The sequence below is a fragment of the Kiritimatiella glycovorans genome, assembly GCF_001017655.1.
GTDB lineage: Bacteria > Verrucomicrobiota > Kiritimatiellia > Kiritimatiellales > Kiritimatiellaceae > Kiritimatiella > Kiritimatiella glycovorans.
The window spans coordinates 2886717-2904777 of the sequence record NZ_CP010904.1; the positions used below are offsets into that span (position 1 = coordinate 2886717).

13 protein-coding genes are annotated in these 18061 nt (G+C 66.7%); 2 read left to right on the plus strand and 11 right to left on the minus strand.

Annotated elements, in window-relative coordinates:
* Positions 1-3: 3 nt before the first annotated feature.
* On the plus strand, positions 4-843 hold the full coding sequence (locus L21SP4_RS11955; protein ID WP_082116751.1) for a D-alanyl-D-alanine carboxypeptidase family protein: 840 nt from the start codon (positions 4-6) through the stop codon (positions 841-843).
* Between the two features lie 64 nt (positions 844-907).
* On the opposite strand, the gene L21SP4_RS11960 is transcribed toward L21SP4_RS11955, so the two are convergent.
* The 7 genes from L21SP4_RS11960 to L21SP4_RS11990 form a co-directional block, all read right to left on the minus strand.
* On the minus strand, positions 908-1642 hold the full coding sequence (locus L21SP4_RS11960; protein ID WP_052882870.1) for an ABC transporter permease: 735 nt from the start codon (positions 1640-1642) through the stop codon (positions 908-910).
* Positions 1639-2304 (minus strand): ABC transporter permease, encoded by a 666-nt coding sequence (locus L21SP4_RS11965; protein ID WP_052882871.1) that lies wholly within the window; start codon positions 2302-2304, stop codon positions 1639-1641. The genes L21SP4_RS11960 and L21SP4_RS11965 overlap by 4 nt, the downstream gene beginning before the upstream one ends.
* Positions 2305-2322: 18 nt before the next feature.
* The gene (locus tag L21SP4_RS11970; RefSeq protein ID WP_052882872.1) at positions 2323-3315 is read right to left on the minus strand and encodes an ABC transporter ATP-binding protein; all 993 of its coding nucleotides are present in this window, start codon (positions 3313-3315) and stop codon (positions 2323-2325) included.
* Between the two features lie 42 nt (positions 3316-3357).
* Positions 3358-7749, minus strand: a complete 4392-nt coding sequence (locus L21SP4_RS11975; protein ID WP_052882873.1) for a tetratricopeptide repeat protein — start codon at positions 7747-7749, stop codon at positions 3358-3360.
* 33 nt (positions 7750-7782) lie between these two features.
* Positions 7783-8511: an exosortase-associated EpsI family protein gene (locus L21SP4_RS11980; protein WP_052882874.1), complete on the minus strand. Its 729-nt coding sequence runs from the start codon at positions 8509-8511 to the stop codon at positions 7783-7785.
* A complete protein-coding gene (locus tag L21SP4_RS11985; RefSeq protein WP_052882875.1) occupies positions 8501-9388 on the minus strand; it encodes an exosortase/archaeosortase family protein in 888 nt (295 codons plus the stop codon). The genes L21SP4_RS11980 and L21SP4_RS11985 overlap by 11 nt, the downstream gene beginning before the upstream one ends.
* Positions 9389-9540: 152 nt before the next feature.
* Positions 9541-11001, minus strand: coding sequence for a sulfatase-like hydrolase/transferase (locus L21SP4_RS11990; RefSeq protein WP_052882876.1), 1461 nt, complete (start codon positions 10999-11001; stop codon positions 9541-9543).
* Positions 11002-11185: 184 nt separating this feature from the next.
* Here L21SP4_RS11990 and L21SP4_RS13020 point away from each other — a divergent pair, with 184 nt between their 5' ends.
* Positions 11186-12055 carry a helix-turn-helix domain-containing protein gene (locus L21SP4_RS13020; RefSeq protein WP_052882877.1) on the plus strand — a complete coding sequence of 290 codons (870 nt, stop codon included), beginning with the start codon at positions 11186-11188 and terminating at the stop codon, positions 12053-12055.
* A gap of 364 nt (positions 12056-12419) precedes the next feature.
* On the opposite strand, the gene L21SP4_RS12000 is transcribed toward L21SP4_RS13020, so the two are convergent.
* Genes L21SP4_RS12000 through L21SP4_RS12015 form a run of 4 tightly spaced genes read right to left on the minus strand, consistent with a single transcriptional unit; the run spans position 12420 to position 17911 of the window.
* A complete protein-coding gene (locus L21SP4_RS12000; protein WP_144413866.1) occupies positions 12420-13364 on the minus strand; it encodes a helix-turn-helix domain-containing protein in 945 nt (314 codons plus the stop codon).
* A gap of 20 nt (positions 13365-13384) precedes the next feature.
* A complete protein-coding gene (locus L21SP4_RS12005; RefSeq protein WP_160300829.1) occupies positions 13385-14011 on the minus strand; it encodes a hypothetical protein in 627 nt (208 codons plus the stop codon).
* A gap of 47 nt (positions 14012-14058) precedes the next feature.
* Positions 14059-16290: a glucosidase family protein gene (locus L21SP4_RS12010; RefSeq protein ID WP_052882880.1), complete on the minus strand. Its 2232-nt coding sequence runs from the start codon at positions 16288-16290 to the stop codon at positions 14059-14061.
* Positions 16277-17911 carry an alpha-amylase family glycosyl hydrolase gene (locus L21SP4_RS12015; RefSeq protein WP_052882881.1) on the minus strand — a complete coding sequence of 545 codons (1635 nt, stop codon included), beginning with the start codon at positions 17909-17911 and terminating at the stop codon, positions 16277-16279. Before L21SP4_RS12015 ends, L21SP4_RS12010 begins: the two co-directional genes overlap by 14 nt.
* Between the last annotated feature and the right edge of the window lie 150 nt (positions 17912-18061).

The following is an 18061-nucleotide window of genomic DNA, read 5'->3' on the forward strand; positions in this document are numbered from 1 at the left end:
CCCATGTCCGCAGGACCCACCAGGCGCCGGATGCTCGCAGGGGCGGCGGCACTCGCACTGAGCATGCCCGGCGCCGTCCGCGCGGTCCGCCGTTGTGTGCTGGATCCCTGTCTCGGCGCCGTGCTGATGGACGCCGCCGACGGCGCCCTGCTGTACGAGAAGAGGGCGCGCCTGCGCGGCCGCCCCGCCAGCCTCACCAAGATGATGACCCTGCTGGTGGTGCTCGAGGCCGTCCGGCGCGGAGAGGCCTCGCTGGAGGACGAGGTCGCCGTCACGGCCGAAGCGGCCGGCATCGGCGGGTCGCAGGTCTATCTCGCGGAAGGCGAGCGGTTCCGGCTCGACGACATGCTCTACGCGCTGATGGTCAAGTCGGCGAACGACGTCGCCCGCGCGCTGGCCCTTCACTTCGCCTCCACGCGCGAGGCGTTCGTCGCGCGCATGAACGCGCGAGCGGGCGAACTGGGCCTCGCCGGCACGGAGTTCCACACCGAACACGGCCTACCTCCGGGCCGCGGGCAGGAGCCGGACGTCAGTACGGCCCTCGACATGGCCCGGCTCGCGCGGGAACTGGTGAAACACCCGGACACGCTGCGATACACCTCGACCGAAGCACGCGGATTCCGCAACGGCGAATTCATGCTCCGCTCCCACAACCCGCTGCTCGGATCGTATGAGGGATGCGACGGGCTCAAGACGGGCTACACCTGGATCGCGGGCTGGTCGATCGCCGCCACGGCGGAGCGCGACGGCCGGCGCCTCATCGCCGTCGTCCTCGGCAGCCCCCGGCGCGAAACCCGCAACCGCGAAGCGCGCCGCCTCCTCGATCTCGGGTTCGGCGCGTAGACGGGAAACATCCGGGGAAAGTAGAGATCGCGGAGAGCACGATTCTTACTCCGGCGCTTCCTCCTCATGCTCCCCCCTCCCGAAGCCCGCGCGGGATCAGCAGCCGGCCCAGCAGTTCGCAGCCGCGGTCGGCCAGCAGCGCGATCAGCGTGGTGGGCAGCGCTCCGGCGAGCAGCTTTTTCGGCGAGTCCATGGCGATCCCCGTAAAGATGAGATCGCCGAGCCCCCCGGCTCCGATAAGGTAGCACAGCGCGGCGGTCCCGATGTTGATCACCAGCGCGACCCGGAATCCGGTCAGAATCACCTTCATCGCATTCGGAAGCTCCACTTCCAGGAGAATCCGGGCGTCCGTCATGCCCATCCCCCTCGCGGCGTCGATCATCGGGGCCGGAACGGAGGTGATCCCCGCAAGCGTATTGCGCGCTATGGGCAGGATCGAATAGATGAAGAGCGCGAACAGCGCCGTCTGAACTCCGATCCCGAGCACGCTCATCATCAGGGCGAGCACGGCGATCGAGGGCAGGGTCTGCCCGAGACCGACGATGTACATCACTACACCGGCCGCGCGACGGAACGGACGGCGGGTCAAAAGTATGCCGACCCCCAGACCGACCGTGGTCGCCAGCGCCATGCTGATCCCGACGAGCATGAGATGACGCCGGATCAGCCCCAGCAGATACGGGACCTCGTAGGGGTCGGTAAAGTACGCCACCAGCCCGATGCGCTCCGCAAATATCCCGGCGGCGAGCAGCAGCGCGGCGAGCAGCAGGCGGTATACGGTGGTTCCCCAGCGCTTCACGATCCCTTCACCCTGCGCTCCACCCGGAGCCCCTTCGGCGTCATGATCCTCTCCAGCAGCGCCATGGCGCCGTCGACCCCGATCGCGAGCAGCGACACACACAGCGCGCCGCAGAGGATCATCTCGTCGTAGACGCGGTCGATCCCCTGCTGGATGTAGACCCCCAGGCCTCCGGCGCCGATGTAGGCGGCGATGGCGGCGATCCCGATGTTCATCACGGCCGCCGTGCGCAGCCCGGCAAGGATCACCGGCGCCGCCAGCGGGATCTCGACTTCGCGCAGTAGCTGCATGGTGCCCATGCCCATGCCGCGCCCGGCATCGACCACCGCGGGAGGTACGTTGCGGATCGCGACGTACGTGTTCCGGATAATGGGAAGCTGGCTGTAGAGCACGAGCGCCGCCACGGCGGGAACTTTGCCGAGGCCGTGGCCGAAGACCGCCAGCACGGGGAGCATCAGACCGAAGAGGGCGATCGAGGGGATGGTCATACAGATGTTGGCACCGTTGATCACCCGGCCGGCCAGGTCACGGCGGCGGGTGATGAGGATGCCCAGCGGCACACCGATCGCGGAGGCGATCAGCAGCGACAGCCCGACCAGCGTACAATGCTCGAGGGTCAGCGCCCCGATCTCCGCCGCGTTGTCCCTGAAAAATCCGATCATAATTCAGCAGGCCCGGATCTACCGGTCCGTCTCCCCGTCGCGCTCCGCCATCCCCGAGAGTTTCGACTGGATGGCGCGGTAGGTGATGACCGCCTCGCGGTTTCCCTCCTCGTCCAACACCGGAAGCTCGGTCTCCTCGTGCAGCAGCATCACCGACAGGGCCTCCCGCAGAAGATCCTCCCGGTGCAGCGAGGGCCCCTCCTCTCCGGGCTCCGGCCCGGCCGTATCCGGCGCCTCCATCACGTCGCGCACCCGCAGGAGCCCGAGTACCTTCAGCGCCCGGTCGGCACCCACGAATTCAGCGGTGAAGCGGTCCTTCGGCCGGGTCAGCAGGGCCTCCGGCGTGTCGTACTGCGACAGGCGGCCTTCCCGGAAGAGCGCGACGCGGTCTCCCATCTTCACGGCCTCGTGGATGTCGTGCGAGACGAAGAGCACCGTCTTTTTCAGCCGCGCCTGCAGCGCCAGAAACTCGTCCTGGATGCGGGCGCGGTTGATCGGGTCGACGGCCCCGAAGGGCTCGTCCATCAGGAGCACCTCCGGGTCGTGCGCGAGACCGCGCGCGACCCCGACCCGCTGCTGCTGTCCGCCCGACAACTCGGCCGGATAACGGTCGCGGAACGTCCCCGGCTCGAGATTGACCATCCGGAGCATCTCATCGACCCGCTCTTCGATACGGCTCTTCGGCCATTTGAGCAGGCGCGGAACCTGGGCGATATTCCGGGCGATGGTCTGGTTGGGGAAGAGTCCGATCTCCTGGATGACATAGCCCATTCTGCGGCGCAGACCGACCGCGTTCATCCCGCCGATATCGCGGCCCTGCAGCAGAATGCGCCCCGAGGTCAAACGCTCCAGCCGGTTTGTAAGCCGCAGCGTGGTCGTCTTCCCGCAGCCGGAGGGTCCCAGCAGGACCACCACCTCGCCTTCGGGGACCTCGAACGACACCTCGCGCAGTGCATGGACCGCCGTGCGGCCGGCCCCGAACGTCTTGGTTACGGATTCATAGGTAATCATGGAAGCTCTATATAAAAGCTTCGCCGCGGCTTCTTCAATGTTTCATGGCGATTCGAGGTCCAGCTTGCGCAGATCGGAACGCGCGTGCCCGGTCGGGTGGTCTTCCAGACTTTTCTCCAGATAGAAGCGGGCCTGCTCGCGATTGCCGAGCACGCGATGGATGCGGCCGAGCGTGTGCCGAAGTTCGGCGCGGACGCGATCGTTGTCGGAAGAAATGCGGCACGCCTCCTCGGCCGCCGGCAGCGCGTCGTGAGGCCGGTCCAGTTCCTCGAGCCGCAGCCAGGCGAGATCGTTATGGTAATGGGGATTCCCGGGATGCTCGCGCACGAGCGTCTCCAGCTCCTGTTCGGCGTCGGCGGGCCGCCCGGCCGCAATCAGGGCCGCGGCGCGTTCCGCACGCAGGCGTTCCTCCAGCCATTCGGGAAGATCCTCACTCTCCAGCGCGCGGGTCAGCGGGGCCACGGCCGCGGAAGCACGACCCGAGTCCGTCAAGGCGCGCCCCAGTGACCAGCCCGCCGCCGGATCGCCGCTGCCGGACCACCATGACTTCAATACCGCCACCCGGTCGCCGTCTTCGAGGTGGCTGCGCAGCATGGCCGTCGCGTCCAGCAGCGCCGCCCGATCCGTGGTCGCCCTCAACGCGGCTACCAGTTCCGCGCGCCCTTTCGCCGCGCGCCCTTCGGCGGCAAGCACAATGCCGTACATCAGCCTGAGCGCGGGGTTCTCCCGCACCGTCTCCGCGTTTGACTCCATGGCCCGCAGGGCCCCGCCGGGATCGACCGTGATCAGCGCACGCACCCAGGCGTTCAACGATACGGCATCGCCCCTGCGCTCCCACGCCTCGCGCAGCGCCGTCAGCGCCTCGTCGCGACGGCCTTCCCGCCACGCGGCTTCGGTCCGTATTTCCTTCCACGATTCCGCTCCGGGAAACTGCTCCCGCGCGGTATCCAGAAGCTGCTCCAGTTCGCTCTCGCGCCCGCGGCCCAGGAGCAGCGACGCCAGCACCCGGTAGGCGCGCGGGTCGCCGGGATGGCGGCGGATCAGGCTGCGGAGTTCCGCCGCCGCCTGTTCGGGGCGGTCGACGGCGGGATTGAGATAGAAGGAGGCCAGCGCGAGCTGCGCGTCCGCGAAGGCAGGCTGCAGCCTGAGCGCCTTTTTCAGGTCGCTCTCCGCCCGCTCCATCCAGGAGCCCTTTTCGTTGCGGACGAAGAAGCGGGCGCGCTGGAGGTACATGTTGGGATTCCAGGGGGCCTCTTCCGCGGCGCGGTTGAACTTGTGTTCCGCGCCTTCGAGGTCGCCGCGCTTTTCCTGCAGCCGGCCCTCGAGTACGAGTGCGGCCGGTGTGAGACCGAAGCGTCGTCGAAACTGCGCCAGGGCCTCGCCGGCGCGATCCGCCTGATCGAGCTGCAGATGCAGATCGATGACTCTCAGCGCCGCCTCCCGGTCGCCGGCTGCGGCGGCCGCGCGGTACCGCGCCAGCGCCGCAGCCGGATCGCCCCTTGCATTCAGCCACCCGCCGAAGGCCCTGAGCGACGCGGAGGATCCGTCACCGGCCGCCTCGACCGCGTCCTCGAACGCGGCCCGCACACGCGACGCATCCGCGAACCCCGCCAGGTAACGGGCCCGCGCAATGCGGGCCTGCACAGTGTTGCCCCGCCCGTCCTGAATCCACCGGTCCCAAAGGGCCACGCCCTGTTCGTATTCGCCCGCCGCGGCGTGGACCGCGGCCATCACTTCGACGTCCTCGTACTCCGTCGCGCCCGATTCCATCCGCGGCGCCATGATTTCGCGCGCCTTCTCCGTCTGTCCCTGCCGGAGGTGAAGCCGGGCGAGGGCGTGTACGTTCTCCGCGCGGCCGGGTTCGTCCCGCCGCCAGGCCTCGCGGCCGCGTATCGCCTCGCGGACCTTCCCCGCACGGGCGAGATCGTCGAGATACACATGCCGGAAAAAGGGTCGTTCGTCGAAGCGGCCTATCGCCTGCTCCATGAGCCGGACCGCCTCGGCGTAGTTTCCCCGTTCGGTGTAAAGGGTGCGAAGCGACCACACCGCGGCCGTATACTGCGGCCGCAGCTCCAGCGCGCGCCGGAACGCCTTCTCCGCGGCATCGGGCTGGCCGTTGCCGCGTCGCGCCTCGCCGTACTCCTTCCACAGGCGGGGCGAGACCGGCATGCGTTCGACCGCCAGGTCGAACTGATGCACCGCCTCGGGATAATCCTGCCGCGCCAGCGCGATGCGTCCGCGCCAGGCCGCGCCCGAGGCAAGATCGAGATTATCTTTCTCCGCGGCGACGGCCAGGCTCCCGGCGCGGTTCCACTCTTCCGATTCCAGGGCGCGCCGGAAGTCCTCGCGCAACACGGCCTGCGAATCGGGGCGGCGCTGCTTCAGCCGGGACCACAAGAGCGACGCCGCGGATTCCTCGCCTCGTTCCAGGCGCCATCCGTAAAGTTTCCACAGATCGTCGACACGGTTTTCCGCGGCCAGCACGGCGTCCTCGAACGCCTCCATCGGCGCGGGATCGCCGGTAAGCCTCACCTTTGCCGCCAGGGCGGGGAAGAAGTCCGGCTGCCCGGCCAGCACCTCCTCGACCCACCCCCGCGCGGCGTCCGCGCCCGCGTGCCGCTCTTCGATCCGGAGCCGTTCCGCGAACGCCGTCCGGTCGGAGGGCGCCTGCGCGCGCCGCTCGCGCAACAGCTCGCGGGCCGCACCGAGCCGGCCCGCGGCCTCCAGCGTGCGCACGGCGGCGGCGAGTCCCCTGCCGCGCTCCACGGCCGCGCTCCGCAGCCGTTCGACGATTTCGAGCGCCGGTTCGGGCCCATGCTCCGCCTGCGACTCCCCGCGTCGTCGATCGAGCGCGCGCAGGTAGAGGATGTCGAGCGGCTCCGAATCCGGGAACCGCTTCCGGGCGTGTTCGAGCACACGCAGGGCGTCGGCGGTGCGCCCCTGGCGCAGGGCCACCTCGACCCGGTCGGCGTGCACACGCTCCATCTCCAGGGCGCGCGGGTGGCGGGCCAGCCGCTCCAGCCGCGAGCGGGCCGCGCCGTAATTACCGGCCTGCATCATAGCCCGGGCCGCCAGGTACACGACGTCCACCGGCGGGTTCTCGTACCGTCGTTCCGCCTCGTGGAGCGCGAGCGCCGCCTGGCGCACCTCGCCGGCGATGAGGTGTCGCTTTCCGCGCAGCATGGGCAGCAGGCCGTCGCGGCGGTTAAACCGCGCCAGCGACTGAAGCACCTCGTCGGCGCGGCGCAGGCGCCGCTGCCGCTCTTCCGCGTCGGGAGCGCGCTCCGCGAGGCGGAGGTGCAGATCGGCCAGTCGACTGCCGGCCACGGGCCGTACATGGGCGGCGATCATCGCGGGCACGCCCGGCCGGATCGCACGGCGCTGGCGCCACAGCTTGAGCAGGTCCTCTTCGGTGTCCCCGCCGCCCCGGCGGTCCGAGATCTCGACCAGCATCAGCCGGCTCAGCAGGTCGTCGGGGTGGCGGTCGACCGCGCGCCGGAGCAGTTCCTCCGCCGTCCATTCGAGGTTCAGGGACTCGTCGCGGCGGTCCTGAAGCGAAAGGTACAACCGCGCCGCGCGGCGCAGCGTCTCGTTATCCTCCGCGCCGCCCAGGCGCCGGTCGAGTTCCACCCGGGCCGTGGCGGCGGACGGACCCGGCTCCGGGTTCGTCCACAGCGTGCGGACGTACCCGATACGCAGACGAAGGTCGTCCGGGCTCGAAGCCACCGCATCGCGGAGGAGGGACTCCGCGCGATCCAGTCTTTCCCCGGCCCGGACAGGCTGGCCGGCCATCTGCCAGCGACGCGCCAGCCGCCGGTGGTATTCGGCGGCCTGCATCAGCACGAGGCGGTCGTCGGGGAAGCGGGTGACCAGATCCTCGACCGTCTTTCCGATACGGCGTTCGGCCTCTTCCACCGGCACCGGCTCGCCGGTCTTCAGTTCCGCCACGCCGCGGTACTTGAGGGTGAGGGGCGACGGTTCACGGCTCATGATCCGCGCGGCGGCCACGGACTCGTGGGCGGCCTCCTTGAGATGCTGCCACACGGCGCGGTCGCGCACGGCCACGGCCCATTCGAAATAGAAATCCAGCAGTCGACGCCGCGCGGGTCCGTGCATCGGATCGATGTCGAGCACGCGGTGCAGGCTGCGCAGCATGAAGCGGCTGTGGTCGAGGGCGCGGTCGATGCTCAGCGGCGGGAGGGATTCGACGGCCCGGACCGCCTTCATCCGCAGCTCCGGATTCCCCGGCTCGCTGCGGAGGGCGCGCATGTAGAGGTCCAGGGCCGCTTCGGCCGAGCCTTCCTCCAGCAGCGCATCTCCCCTGTGTTCGAGTGCGTCGGGCGACTGCTGACGCTGCAGCAGGGTCACCCCGGTGACGACGGCGGCCACGACCACCAGAAGCGGGATCAGTACACGGTAATTGATTTTTTTCATCGACGTCCCCCTCCTGCTTTCGTGATCCAAAACTCAGGGTGCACGGTGCTTGTCCGGCGGCCACGCGGGCATGCACGCCTCGACCGCGGGCAGCACGGCGTCCAGGAATTCGGAGGCCACCCGGCGCGCCAGGGGGCCGCGCCGCACCCCGATCGTCTGCACCTCGACCTTGCACCAGTACGAATAGCGGTCGTCGAGATTCAGATCGAGCAGACGAACCCCGAGCGGCGTGCCGAAAACTTTGCCGTTCCCCAGAAAGAAATAGACCACCGATTCGGTCCGCTCGTCGCCGGGCCGCCGGTAGCGGAAGAGGGTGGCGGGGATTTCGCGCTCGACGCCGTCCGCCCCGAGCCGCAGCCGGACCTGCTCGCCGGACACCGTTTCGGCCCCCGCCGCCGTGTAACATATCTCGGGCCGGTGGCCTACGGAGGTATCCGTCATCCCGCTGTAGTAGGCCAGGTGAAGCCGGATCCAGGCTCCCGGCTCCTGCGGCCGGAAGCGGCGGTCGCGGTAGAGGCGGGTGAGGTGCGCATCGGCGTTCAGCGAGGCCTGCACCGCCTCGGGCAGTTCGCGCGACTCCTCGCGACAACGATAATTCCCCGTCTCGATCGGAATGGTCTCGAACGATCTGCGCAGCGGCAGCTTCTCCTTGTCGAACACGCGGCCGAACGACTGCAGCACCATGCGCGACCCCGCCGCGCCGATCAGCAATACGACCGCGGCCAGCAGCCACGCCGTTCCGGTACGGCGATCAATCTTCATGGGGACCCTCCGGGGCGGGGACGAACAGCCGGTCCAGCAGCGCCAGGAGCCCGAGGAAGAGCACCAGCCCCAGCGCGATCATCGCCACGCCGGTGGCCGTATGCGCGCCGCCCTCGATCCATTCCGGGCGCACCAGTGCGAGCAGTCCGAACGCGGTGACGCGGGCGATGTTGGTGGCGACGGCGATCGGGACCGCGGCGACGAACAGCGTCAGCCGCAGCCAGTTCGGCCGGGACGTGGAGAGCCAGGCCACGGCCGCGCCCATCGCGAGAAACGCCATCAGCATACGCAGACCGCTGCACATGCCGGCGACGTTGAGTTCGCCGAGGCGGTCGATCCCGCTCCACAGCACCACCGTGGCGCCGCGGGACGACGCCTCCACTCCGAAGGCGCGCAGCAGCAGGGCCGAAGAGCCCGCGGCCAAGTGCTGGAGCGGCTGTGCCAGCGCGGTCCAGATTCGATCGCCGACGCGAACGGCGAAGACGAGGTACGCGACGGGGAACCACAGCACACGCATCATCGGCCCCGTCAACAGCCACAACAGGCCGCCGAGCCCGAGAATCGCCCCGTAGCCGCGCAGCATCGCGTGGCTGACCGGATAGACCCCGAACCAGTGGATCAGGAGGCCCGCGATCAGGAGGATCAGTCCGCGCAGGTCGGGAGCGGCCTCCATGGCCCGCAGGCGGTCGCGATACATGTATACGGCATAGAGGCTTATGAGCGGGACAAAAGGCGCGTGCGACCAGTTGGCATCCGTGGCCGCATAATGGGACACATCGATCGCGAAGCGGTAGAAACTGGCCAAATAGAGCCCGGCCAGCGCAAGGGCGCCGAAGATTCTTCCGGTTTTCATTCCGGCGGCTTCGGCCGATTCCATGATGCCAATCGCCTCCCGTAGAGATGATCGAACTATACGGCCGGCGTCAGGCCGATGCAAACGGTTATCGGGGGGGCGGAAAGGATGTCGATCCCGGAGTCCGACCCGGAGCGACGGCGGATATTCAGGCGGGTCGCGCGGGCCGACCCGGCTCAGGTTTGCGCCCGCGCCCATGCGCGGGCGGCCTCGATCGGCCGCGTTTCGGGAACTCCCTCCGCCTCCGGGTCCCAGAAGTCGATGTACGGCTTGCCGTTGCGGTCGGCGGGATCGATGACGGCGTCCCGCAGTTCGACATAGGGCATGAAGGGGTCGTCAAAATGCGCCATCCAGTCCTGCGTGATGCGGTGCATCCGCTCCTGCGTCTCCCGGTATCCGGGCATGCCATAGAGATTGTTCAGGCACTGCGGATCGCGTCTCCGGTCGTAGAGTGCGTTGGTATCGTGCGGCCACCCTCCGGGGCCGCGGTAGCGCGGGTCGTACGAATAGATCCAGTCGCGCGTCGCCGCGCCCCGCCACTCGGTGCAGGAACACATGAACATCGGGACCGAAGCCCGGTCGTCGCCGTCGCCGCCGCGAAGCAACGCCTGCGAAAGATCGCGGCCGTGGCAGCTCGGCGGCGGCGAGACCCCCATCAGCGAGAGCAGCGTCGGCATGATATCCAGCGTCCCGAACGGGAGATCGGTCCGTTCGCCGGGCCGGAACCGACCCGGCCAGCGGATCATGAACGGAACCTGCGACGACTGGGATTCGGCGTGTGATTTGATGAAATAGCGCCCGTCCTGCTTTTTGAGCATATCGCCGTGGTCGGCGGTGTAGACGACGATGGTGTCCTCGTCCATGCCCCGCTCCCTGAGCTTGTCCATCAGCATCCCGAAACAGTCGTCGATGCTGCTGACCAGGGCCATATAGCCGTGCATCATCCGGCGGTTTTCCTCCGTGTCCGGCGTACCCTCACGGACGCGGACGGCCTCGTACTCGTAGCGGTCGAGATACTCGCGCGGTGCGCTGTAGGCGTAGTCATGATCCGGACTTCGGGTGCGGTGATTATGCGGCGGATGCCACGAGACGAAGAGGGTCCACGGCTCGTCCGCCTTGACCCGGTCGAGAAAGTCGAGCGCCTGGCCGGTCTGCCCGAACGGCTCCCACTCACCGAATTTGATCCGCTCCCCGCTCTCGGGATGGAAGTAGAAGGCGTTGCCCGGCGTGTAGTTCAGATCGCAGTTGTTCGTGAGGAACAGGTCGTCGAACCCGTAGCGAAAAGGGCCGGCGGGAACCGGCTGATACCAGTACCCCCCATAGAGGTGCCATTTGCCCACATAGGCGGTGGTGTAGCCCCGGCGTTTGAGGACCTCGGCAAAGTAGTCCCCGTTCCCGGGGCGCATCTGCACGCAGTTGTCGAAGGCGCCATTGTGGAGCGGGTGCTGACCGCTCAGGAGCGCGCCGCGCATCGGCGTGCAGAGGGGGGAGATCGAGAAGCAGCTGTCAAGGCTGAGCCCCTCGCGCGAAAAGGCGTCGAAGCGGGGTGTCTTCACCTGTTCACACCCGTTGCATCCCAGTATGTCGTACGAGTGCTGATCGGCGAACACGAACAGCAGATTCGGCCTCTTCTTCATGCTCCCCCCCGCTCCCGCGCGCGCAGCGAGCCCGAGTCCGGCCGCCGTGCTTTTTTGTATGAAGGTTCTCCGTCGCATCAGCACTCCCGTGAACTTGTCCCGCCCATTTCTGTGCGTGTATACTGGACGATGCGTCCGGAATCCGGAATGGACAGATGTCCGAGATTCATGTCATTTTGTCCACATGGCGCGGGAACGCACATACGCCGAAATTGAATTTCGCGGCTACGAGTCGGTCGATTTCGGGCTGGACCGCGAAAATCGCCCCCCGAATCTCATCTATCATTTCACGCGGCAGCACCGGGGACCTCACATGCGGATCCGGACACGGGACCGCATGGGCTTCTGCGCGGCGCTGATCACCGACGGCGAGGCGGTCTTCCGGCATCTGGGCCGCGAGGCCCCGCTTCAGCGCGGATCGGTCTTTCTGCGACGCCCGAACGAGCCCTACGAATTTTTCAAGCGGGACCCGCACGATCTGCATCTGATCATGATCATGTTCGACCCCGCGATCGACCGCGTGTGGGATGATCTGATCGATCCGGGAAGGATCGCGGTACAGCTCTGTGATGCGGGCGAGGTTATCGATTTCACCTCGACGTTTTTCGATCTGCTGCAACGAACGTCGGACGACCGGATCACGCTGGCCAACCCCTTTGCCGAACTCTTTCTGCGCACCGTGCTCGGCGAAGACCTGAGGGGTCATTCTCAGGCGGACGGGGAGCGGTGGCGCACGGAACGCTGCCTGCGCTATGTGAAGAAGCATTACCGCGAACTGCGCAGCATCGAGGAAATCGCCGGGGCCTGCGGCTGCAGCAGGAGCCGACTCTACACCCTGTTCGGGAAACACGCGGACTGCACACCCAAAGAGTACCTGGAACGGCTCAAGATCCGCAGCGCCTGCGATTTCCTGATGCGTACCGACTGGACGCTCGAGCACATCGCCGGGGAAGTCGGTTATGCCGACGGTCCCACGTTCTCCAAAGCGTTTAAACGACGCACCGGCACCTCCCCGAAAGGATGGCGTCAGCGCATCCGGTCCCTGGCCCATTAGGAGCGGGGCCGCGTCCGTCACCCCTGAGTTCCACATGGGGACACCCGGGGGAATATCGTACTCGTACTCGAATTCCTTGAACAGGGGGAGTGGGATCGCGCCAGCGATTCTCATTATGGCTTCACCCTTTTCGGTCGGGGTGGCACCCGACCCTCCCAATGCCCAAAAAGGCGTCGGATATCGACTCGGGAGGGACGGCTGCCACGCCGTCCGCGGTCGGAATGCGGCCATAATGAGAACTGCTGGGATCGCGCCTTCGGCGCTCCGAGTACGCGTACGAGCAGGAGTACGAAAACGGCGGACGGCCTTCTGCTGTACTGCAGAATCCCTACCCTCACGCACGGGTTCGGCTTGCGTCTCTCGGTTAGGGCGTGCTCTCCGAGCGCGCTGCCGGGAACGGCAGCGACATCCCGCCGTCATCGTCCGCGGGGAAATCGTCGAGTCCGTGTCGTTCGTCTTCCGAGCGGCGGTAGGCCGTGGGGGTGACGCCGGTGATCTCCCGGAACAGCTGCGAGAAGTAATTGCTGTCATTGAATCCCGAAGCGTAGGCGGCCTCGGTCACCGTGCAGCGCCGCTCGCGCAGCAGCGAAGCGGCATGTTCGATCCTGAGCCGCCGGAGGTATTGGGTCGGGGTGGTATCGAGGGCCTCCCGGAAGAGCCGCTGGAGGGTCCGCACCGACGTGTGCTCCGCATCGGCGAGTTCCCGGACCGAGAGCGGATTCCGGAAATGCTCTTCCATAAAACCGATGGCGCGGCTGATCCTGAGCAGGGCTTCCGACGAGGGTTCCTCCTGTTCCTCGTAGCAGCGGCCGAGGAAGGCGGCGAGTTGCATGAAGCGTCCGAACGCGGCCACGCGAAAGCCGGGGCGTTCTTCCTCCAGTTCCTCGTTTAATGCGCGCAGGTGGATCAGGGCCTCATGGAGGCGGTGGGCGGTGAGGTGCAGCCGGCCGCGGAATTCATTGCGCTCCCGCGCCGCGGGCTCCAGCGCGAAGAGCGCCCGGAAGCCGGGCAGGTCGCGCGCGTCCCAGTTCGCCATGCCCATGTGATCGAAGTCGTAGAGCACGTTGTACAGGGTGACCCCTTCCATATCGCGATAGGCGTGGCGCATCCCGCGGGGCACCACGAACACGTCGCCTGCTGCGAACCCGTAGTCCGTGCCGCCCGCTTCGTGTCGGCCCTCTCCGCAGGCGATCAGCACGAGTTCATCGAACTCGTGCGCGTGCGGCTCCATGTCGGGATGCTCCGTCTCCACGGCACACGCGAGAGGAGATTCGCGGAACAGATCGAGATACGCGCGGTCAAAGTGCATCACGGGTTGATTCTAACCTCTTACGCGAAACATTCAATGCCGTCCATGATCAGCCTGAGCGGCTCGCCCCAGCGCCGGTATCCGTCCGGCGGCTCGAAGAAAAACATAATGAACTCGAACGCCGCATCGTCGATCGAACCGCGATCGTCGTCCTCCCGCCCGGTGCGCATCATCGCGTCGCGTTCCAGGTCGACCTCGTAGGGGATCCACCCGCTTCCCCCGGGCGGCAGGGGTTTCGCTCCCGAATCGTGGGGTCGGCCCGGCCTGCTCTCCGCGCCGCCGGAGGAGCCGTAATACGGCGCGCGCCACACTTTCCTTTTTGTCGTCCGCAGCACCGATCTGAAATAGACGGGGTGTTCCGGTCCGTTCGGATTGAACAGGGCGGTGCGCAGGCGCGTGAAATGGACCGGCGAAAGATCCCAGAACAGGGTAGCCCGCCTGAAACGCTTCGAGAACCGGAGGGTCATTTCGAGCGAGCGCGCTCCGCGTCGCGAGGGGGATTTGACGCGCCGCCATCCGGTCAGGTCGTGCATGTGGCGGAGGTAGAGGTCGAGACCGCCGGGCGGGGTGAAGAAATCCGAGAAGACCGGGCGTTCCTCCGCAGCAAAGCTCCCTGCAGCCGCCGCCGCGGCACATCCCATCGTCATCAGGCTCTTCCTCCGGCTCATGGTTCTTTCGGGCCGATCGGTCATGCTCATTCTCCCACCCGGTGCAGTACGCCGTCCGGGCTCAGTATCCAGCGTCCTTCCGCGGGAATCCGCCAGTGCGTCTTCCCGTTCGCTTCGCTCGAGGCTGCCTCTTCGCGACCGCGTTCAATCCGCAGGGCGTACTCCTCCCCCGCGTAGCGGTACGCACGGATCCCGGCGTAGTTCCATTCCGCCGGCAGAGCGGGCGTGATAAGCAGTCCCTGCGCGGCGGGACGCAGTCCGAGGATCCCGTTGACGAAAAAAAGAGGGACCAGGCCCGATTCGGGGAATTCGCGGAGTATGCCGAGCAGGTGGGTACTCCCATGCTGATTGCAGGGTTGGCGGCGGAGCTGGTCCTGATGAAATTCCTCGAGGATTGCCTCCATGCGGCGCATCGCATCGCCGATCCCGCGAACCCGCAACCGCGACATCAGATCGTAGTAAGAGACATAAAAGATGACGCCGCCGTTCTGAATCTGCCTGCCGTATTCACCGATTTCACCTTCGCCGACCTTCATCGTCCAGTTGTCCCACCACGTCGGTCGCACGGCCTCCGCCGCCAGCGTGTTCGCGCGGGGGGCGATGCGAAAGTGATAGATGTCGCTTCCCGTAGAGGTGTCGCCCTCGACGATTCTTTCGCCGTCCAGCCATTCGAGCACGGCTTCGGCGTGTTCGTCGGAAGCCACGCCGGTGGCGACCGCCTCAAGGTTCACGAAGCTGAATCCGTAATCGTGGCGATTCCCTTCCCGGTCGACCGCGCCGATGAAACGGCCGCGCTCTTCGGACCAGAAGATCTCGTTGAAGCGTTCGCGAACGAGGCGGCTCAGGGCGTGGTACTCCTCCGCTTCCGTACTCCGGCCGAGCGCGTGTTCGAGCCTCGCCATCCAGAGGAGCGAATCGTAGAAGCGGGCATTCGCGTAGGCGGACTGATAGCCGAAGCGCCACCCGTCCCAGTAGTTGCTGCTGCGCCCGTGCACCGTGCCGTCGTTTTCGGGGTCCTTGATCGTCAATACGCCGGAGCGGCCGTCCATGGACTCCACCTGGAAGGTCATGGCGCGTCTCATCCGCTCGAGCTGGGTCGGTTCGCCGGGGCCGGCGCGCTGCTCCAGAAACGCGCGATCGAGATTGGTGAGATACCACCGCGCGAGACCGGCGATATAGATCGCGGGCGTAACGTAATGCTTCGAGTGGCCCAGGTGGCGGAAGCTGTTCGGGGCGACGCCGAGAAACCCGTTTTCGTCCTGGGGATAGGTGGTGACGATCTCCTCGTAAAATGCGCGGTCGTGCTCCCGCGCGGTCCAGGCCAGCTTCATCGCGTTCCAGTGCGCCCAGATGGTGCTCCCGATGCCCGTCATCCCTCCGCAGTCCGGACGATCGGTGGGCCACCAGCCCGAAAAATTCCCGTGCACCTCCGCATCCGCCGTGCCGTAGATCGTCCACAGGTTGTTCCAGTCCGCGCGGACCTGCGCCGGCGCGTCCATCTCGAAGAGCGTATGTTCGTCGCCCCGCGCCCGCATTGCGCCCAGCCGCAGGGCGAAGGCCCCGTTTTCGAGTTCCGGAGGGCGGGGGGTCATGACGCGCACGCCGCGCACAGCGAGCCGGTGCAGGGGGATGCGTACGGTACGGCCGTCGGGATCGGGGAAGTGCACGAAGCGCGCCGAAGGCACGGGATACCAGGTGGCGCCGCGGTCCGTGCAGTACTGCACCTCGAAATCCGGCGGGAACGGGTGGTCGGGATGCGCGTCGAGTTCCAGCGCGTCCAGCGCCACCACGCGGTCGAACCAGAGGCCGCTGCACTGCACCGCATACGGCGACTGCGACGCTTTCGGATCGGGACCCTGTTCCGCCGGTCCGTCCAGCGTATCGTGGTGAAAGGACGCCGCGTCCCCGATCGCCCGGGTTTCCGCAACGGAACGCCCGCGGACACGGAACGTGCGGGAAGGCGACTCGTAAATGCGTCCTGAAAGGCTGACGGCGCGCGGCGTCACTTCGTACACCCCCGGTTCTGCCCAGGAGAGCGAAAGGCGCGGCGCGGACGTGCCCGCGCCGCGCGCGGTGGTGCACAAGGTTCCGTCGCCGCGGTCAACCGCGTAATAGACCATCTCTTCGCTGCCGCAGGGTTCCGGCTTGAAAACAGCGCGTTCGCCGCAGCGCACGGTTTTGAGTTCCATGGCTTCCGTCTCTACCGCCAGAACCGCCGCCAAGACGGCCAGCATGACGATCGGTTTATGCAATTTCATATACGCCGTAGGTGCGGGGCGGAACCTTCATACTCAACACCCGGTCGCGCAGATCCAGCGGCCCGGCGGGTAAGGCCGCGCCGTGCCTCCCCGACCGGAGGCCGGCGCGGTACGGCCGCCGCCGTTTTCCGAGCACCCCGGAAAGGTCCAGCCGCATGCCCCGCCCGCGCGCATCGCCGTTCACCACCACCAGCAGGACCTGGCCGCCGCCCCGCCGGAGATATACGTACAACGGATCACGGGTGCGAGCCCGCAGCGTGATCTTTTCCGCCGCGCTCGACAAGGCCGGCGCGGTTCTGCGAAGTGCGATCAGCGCCTTCACTTCCTGCAATACCGAGCCCCCTTCTTTCAATTGATTTTCCACGTTTCTTCGCCGCCAGTCCGGGTGCAGAGGAAGATAGAGATCGCGCTTGCGCGCCTCGCTGAAGCCCGCGTTGCGGCCCGCGTTCCAGGGCATCGGACAACGGTACGGGGCCTTGAACGACGCCCCTTCGTGGGAGGGGGCGGCGGGATTGACTTCGAGGCCGATCTCGTCGCCGTAATACAGAAACGGAACCACGTTGCTGGTGAGGTTGATCGCCAGCGCCAGCATCGTCAGGTCGTCGTCGCCGCAGCTTCCCGTACTCGGGCGGGGAAGGTCGTGGCTCCCGGTCTGCATGGCGATCGCTCCGTCCGACCGCCGGAGATTTCCGGTCTGCAGGTGGAGGTGCCGGTCGAACTCCACCGGATCGTGCGCCTCGCCGTCGCGGATAAACTGCCGGTTTTCGGAAAACAGCGTGTCCCGCGGGGTCGAGATCATGCAGAAGTTCTTGGTGAACTGCAGATGGAAGCCGAGTTCGTTGACCGCCTCCGACGCATCGTCCCACATCTCCGCGACCATCACACGGTCCCCGTAGGCGTCGACCGCCTCCCGGATGTAATTCCAGAAGGCGCGGTTGAGACCGGGCTCGTGACAGCAGGCCTTGGTGCCCACGCAGTTGGGCACATCGCACCGGAACCCGTCCGCTCCCTGGTCCAGCCAGTAACAGACCACGTGGCGCATCTGCTCCCAGAGCCGCTTTACGCCCGGGTCGTCCGGCGAATTGCCGTACCCGTCCCGGAGCACGGGGAGTCCGAAGTTGAGATCGACCTGATCCTGATGAAATGTGGACAGCACGCTGTCGTGTCGCCCCTCGAGATTCGTCAGCCACTTCCCCGGAAGCGCGGCGGCATTCCACGCGTTGAAGTTCCATACGTACCAGTTCGAGTACGGGTTCTTTTCCATCCGGCGCGATTCGAGGAACCACGGGTGCCGGCGGGAGGTGTGATTCAGCACCAGGTCGAGAATCACGCGCATGCCGCGGTCGTGGGCCCTGCCGACGAGCCTGCGAAAGTCCTCCCGGGTACCGTACCGGGGATGAATGCGATAGTAGTCCGTGACGTCGTACCCGGCATCGAGCATCGGCGACTCGAAAATCGGGTTCAGCCACAGCGCGTCAACCCCCAGGTCCGCGAGATAATCCAGCTTGCTTTCGATCCCCTTCAGATCTCCGATGCCATCCCCGTCCGAGTCGCAGAAGGTCTGGGGATATATCTGATAAAAAACCGCATCCAGATACCATGGACGTGCTTTCCGAGCCATGTTTGAACCGCCTCTCCCCGTTCCTGCGCAACCGCCTGATCCGATCCCCCGCTTAAAATCGGGCCGATTGAAGCGGAAACTAAGCGATAAATAAAGTCTTTGTTACTTTGCAGAAAATATAGTAACAATGGACCGGCTTTTTGTGCACGG

What these genes read in the sequence shown, in the direction of transcription:
- L21SP4_RS11955 (WP_082116751.1), top strand. Translation starts at nt 4, where the DNA reads ATGTCCGCAGGACCCACCAGGCGCCGGATGCTCGCAGGGGCGGCGGCA.
- L21SP4_RS11965 (WP_052882871.1), bottom strand. Translation starts at nt 2,304, where the DNA reads ATGATCGGATTTTTCAGGGACAACGCGGCGGAGATCGGGGCGCTGACC.
- L21SP4_RS11970 (WP_052882872.1), bottom strand. Translation starts at nt 3,315, where the DNA reads ATGATTACCTATGAATCCGTAACCAAGACGTTCGGGGCCGGCCGCACG.
- L21SP4_RS11975 (WP_052882873.1), bottom strand. Translation starts at nt 7,749, where the DNA reads ATGAAAAAAATCAATTACCGTGTACTGATCCCGCTTCTGGTGGTCGTG.
- L21SP4_RS11980 (WP_052882874.1), bottom strand. Translation starts at nt 8,511, where the DNA reads ATGAAGATTGATCGCCGTACCGGAACGGCGTGGCTGCTGGCCGCGGTC.
- L21SP4_RS11985 (WP_052882875.1), bottom strand. Translation starts at nt 9,388, where the DNA reads ATGGAATCGGCCGAAGCCGCCGGAATGAAAACCGGAAGAATCTTCGGC.
- L21SP4_RS11990 (WP_052882876.1), bottom strand. Translation starts at nt 11,001, where the DNA reads ATGAAGAAGAGGCCGAATCTGCTGTTCGTGTTCGCCGATCAGCACTCG.
- L21SP4_RS13020 (WP_052882877.1), top strand. Translation starts at nt 11,186, where the DNA reads ATGGCGCGGGAACGCACATACGCCGAAATTGAATTTCGCGGCTACGAG.
- L21SP4_RS12000 (WP_144413866.1), bottom strand. Translation starts at nt 13,364, where the DNA reads ATGCACTTTGACCGCGCGTATCTCGATCTGTTCCGCGAATCTCCTCTC.
- L21SP4_RS12005 (WP_160300829.1), bottom strand. Translation starts at nt 14,011, where the DNA reads ATGACGATGGGATGTGCCGCGGCGGCGGCTGCAGGGAGCTTTGCTGCG.
- L21SP4_RS12010 (WP_052882880.1), bottom strand. Translation starts at nt 16,290, where the DNA reads ATGAAATTGCATAAACCGATCGTCATGCTGGCCGTCTTGGCGGCGGTT.
- L21SP4_RS12015 (WP_052882881.1), bottom strand. Translation starts at nt 17,911, where the DNA reads ATGGCTCGGAAAGCACGTCCATGGTATCTGGATGCGGTTTTTTATCAG.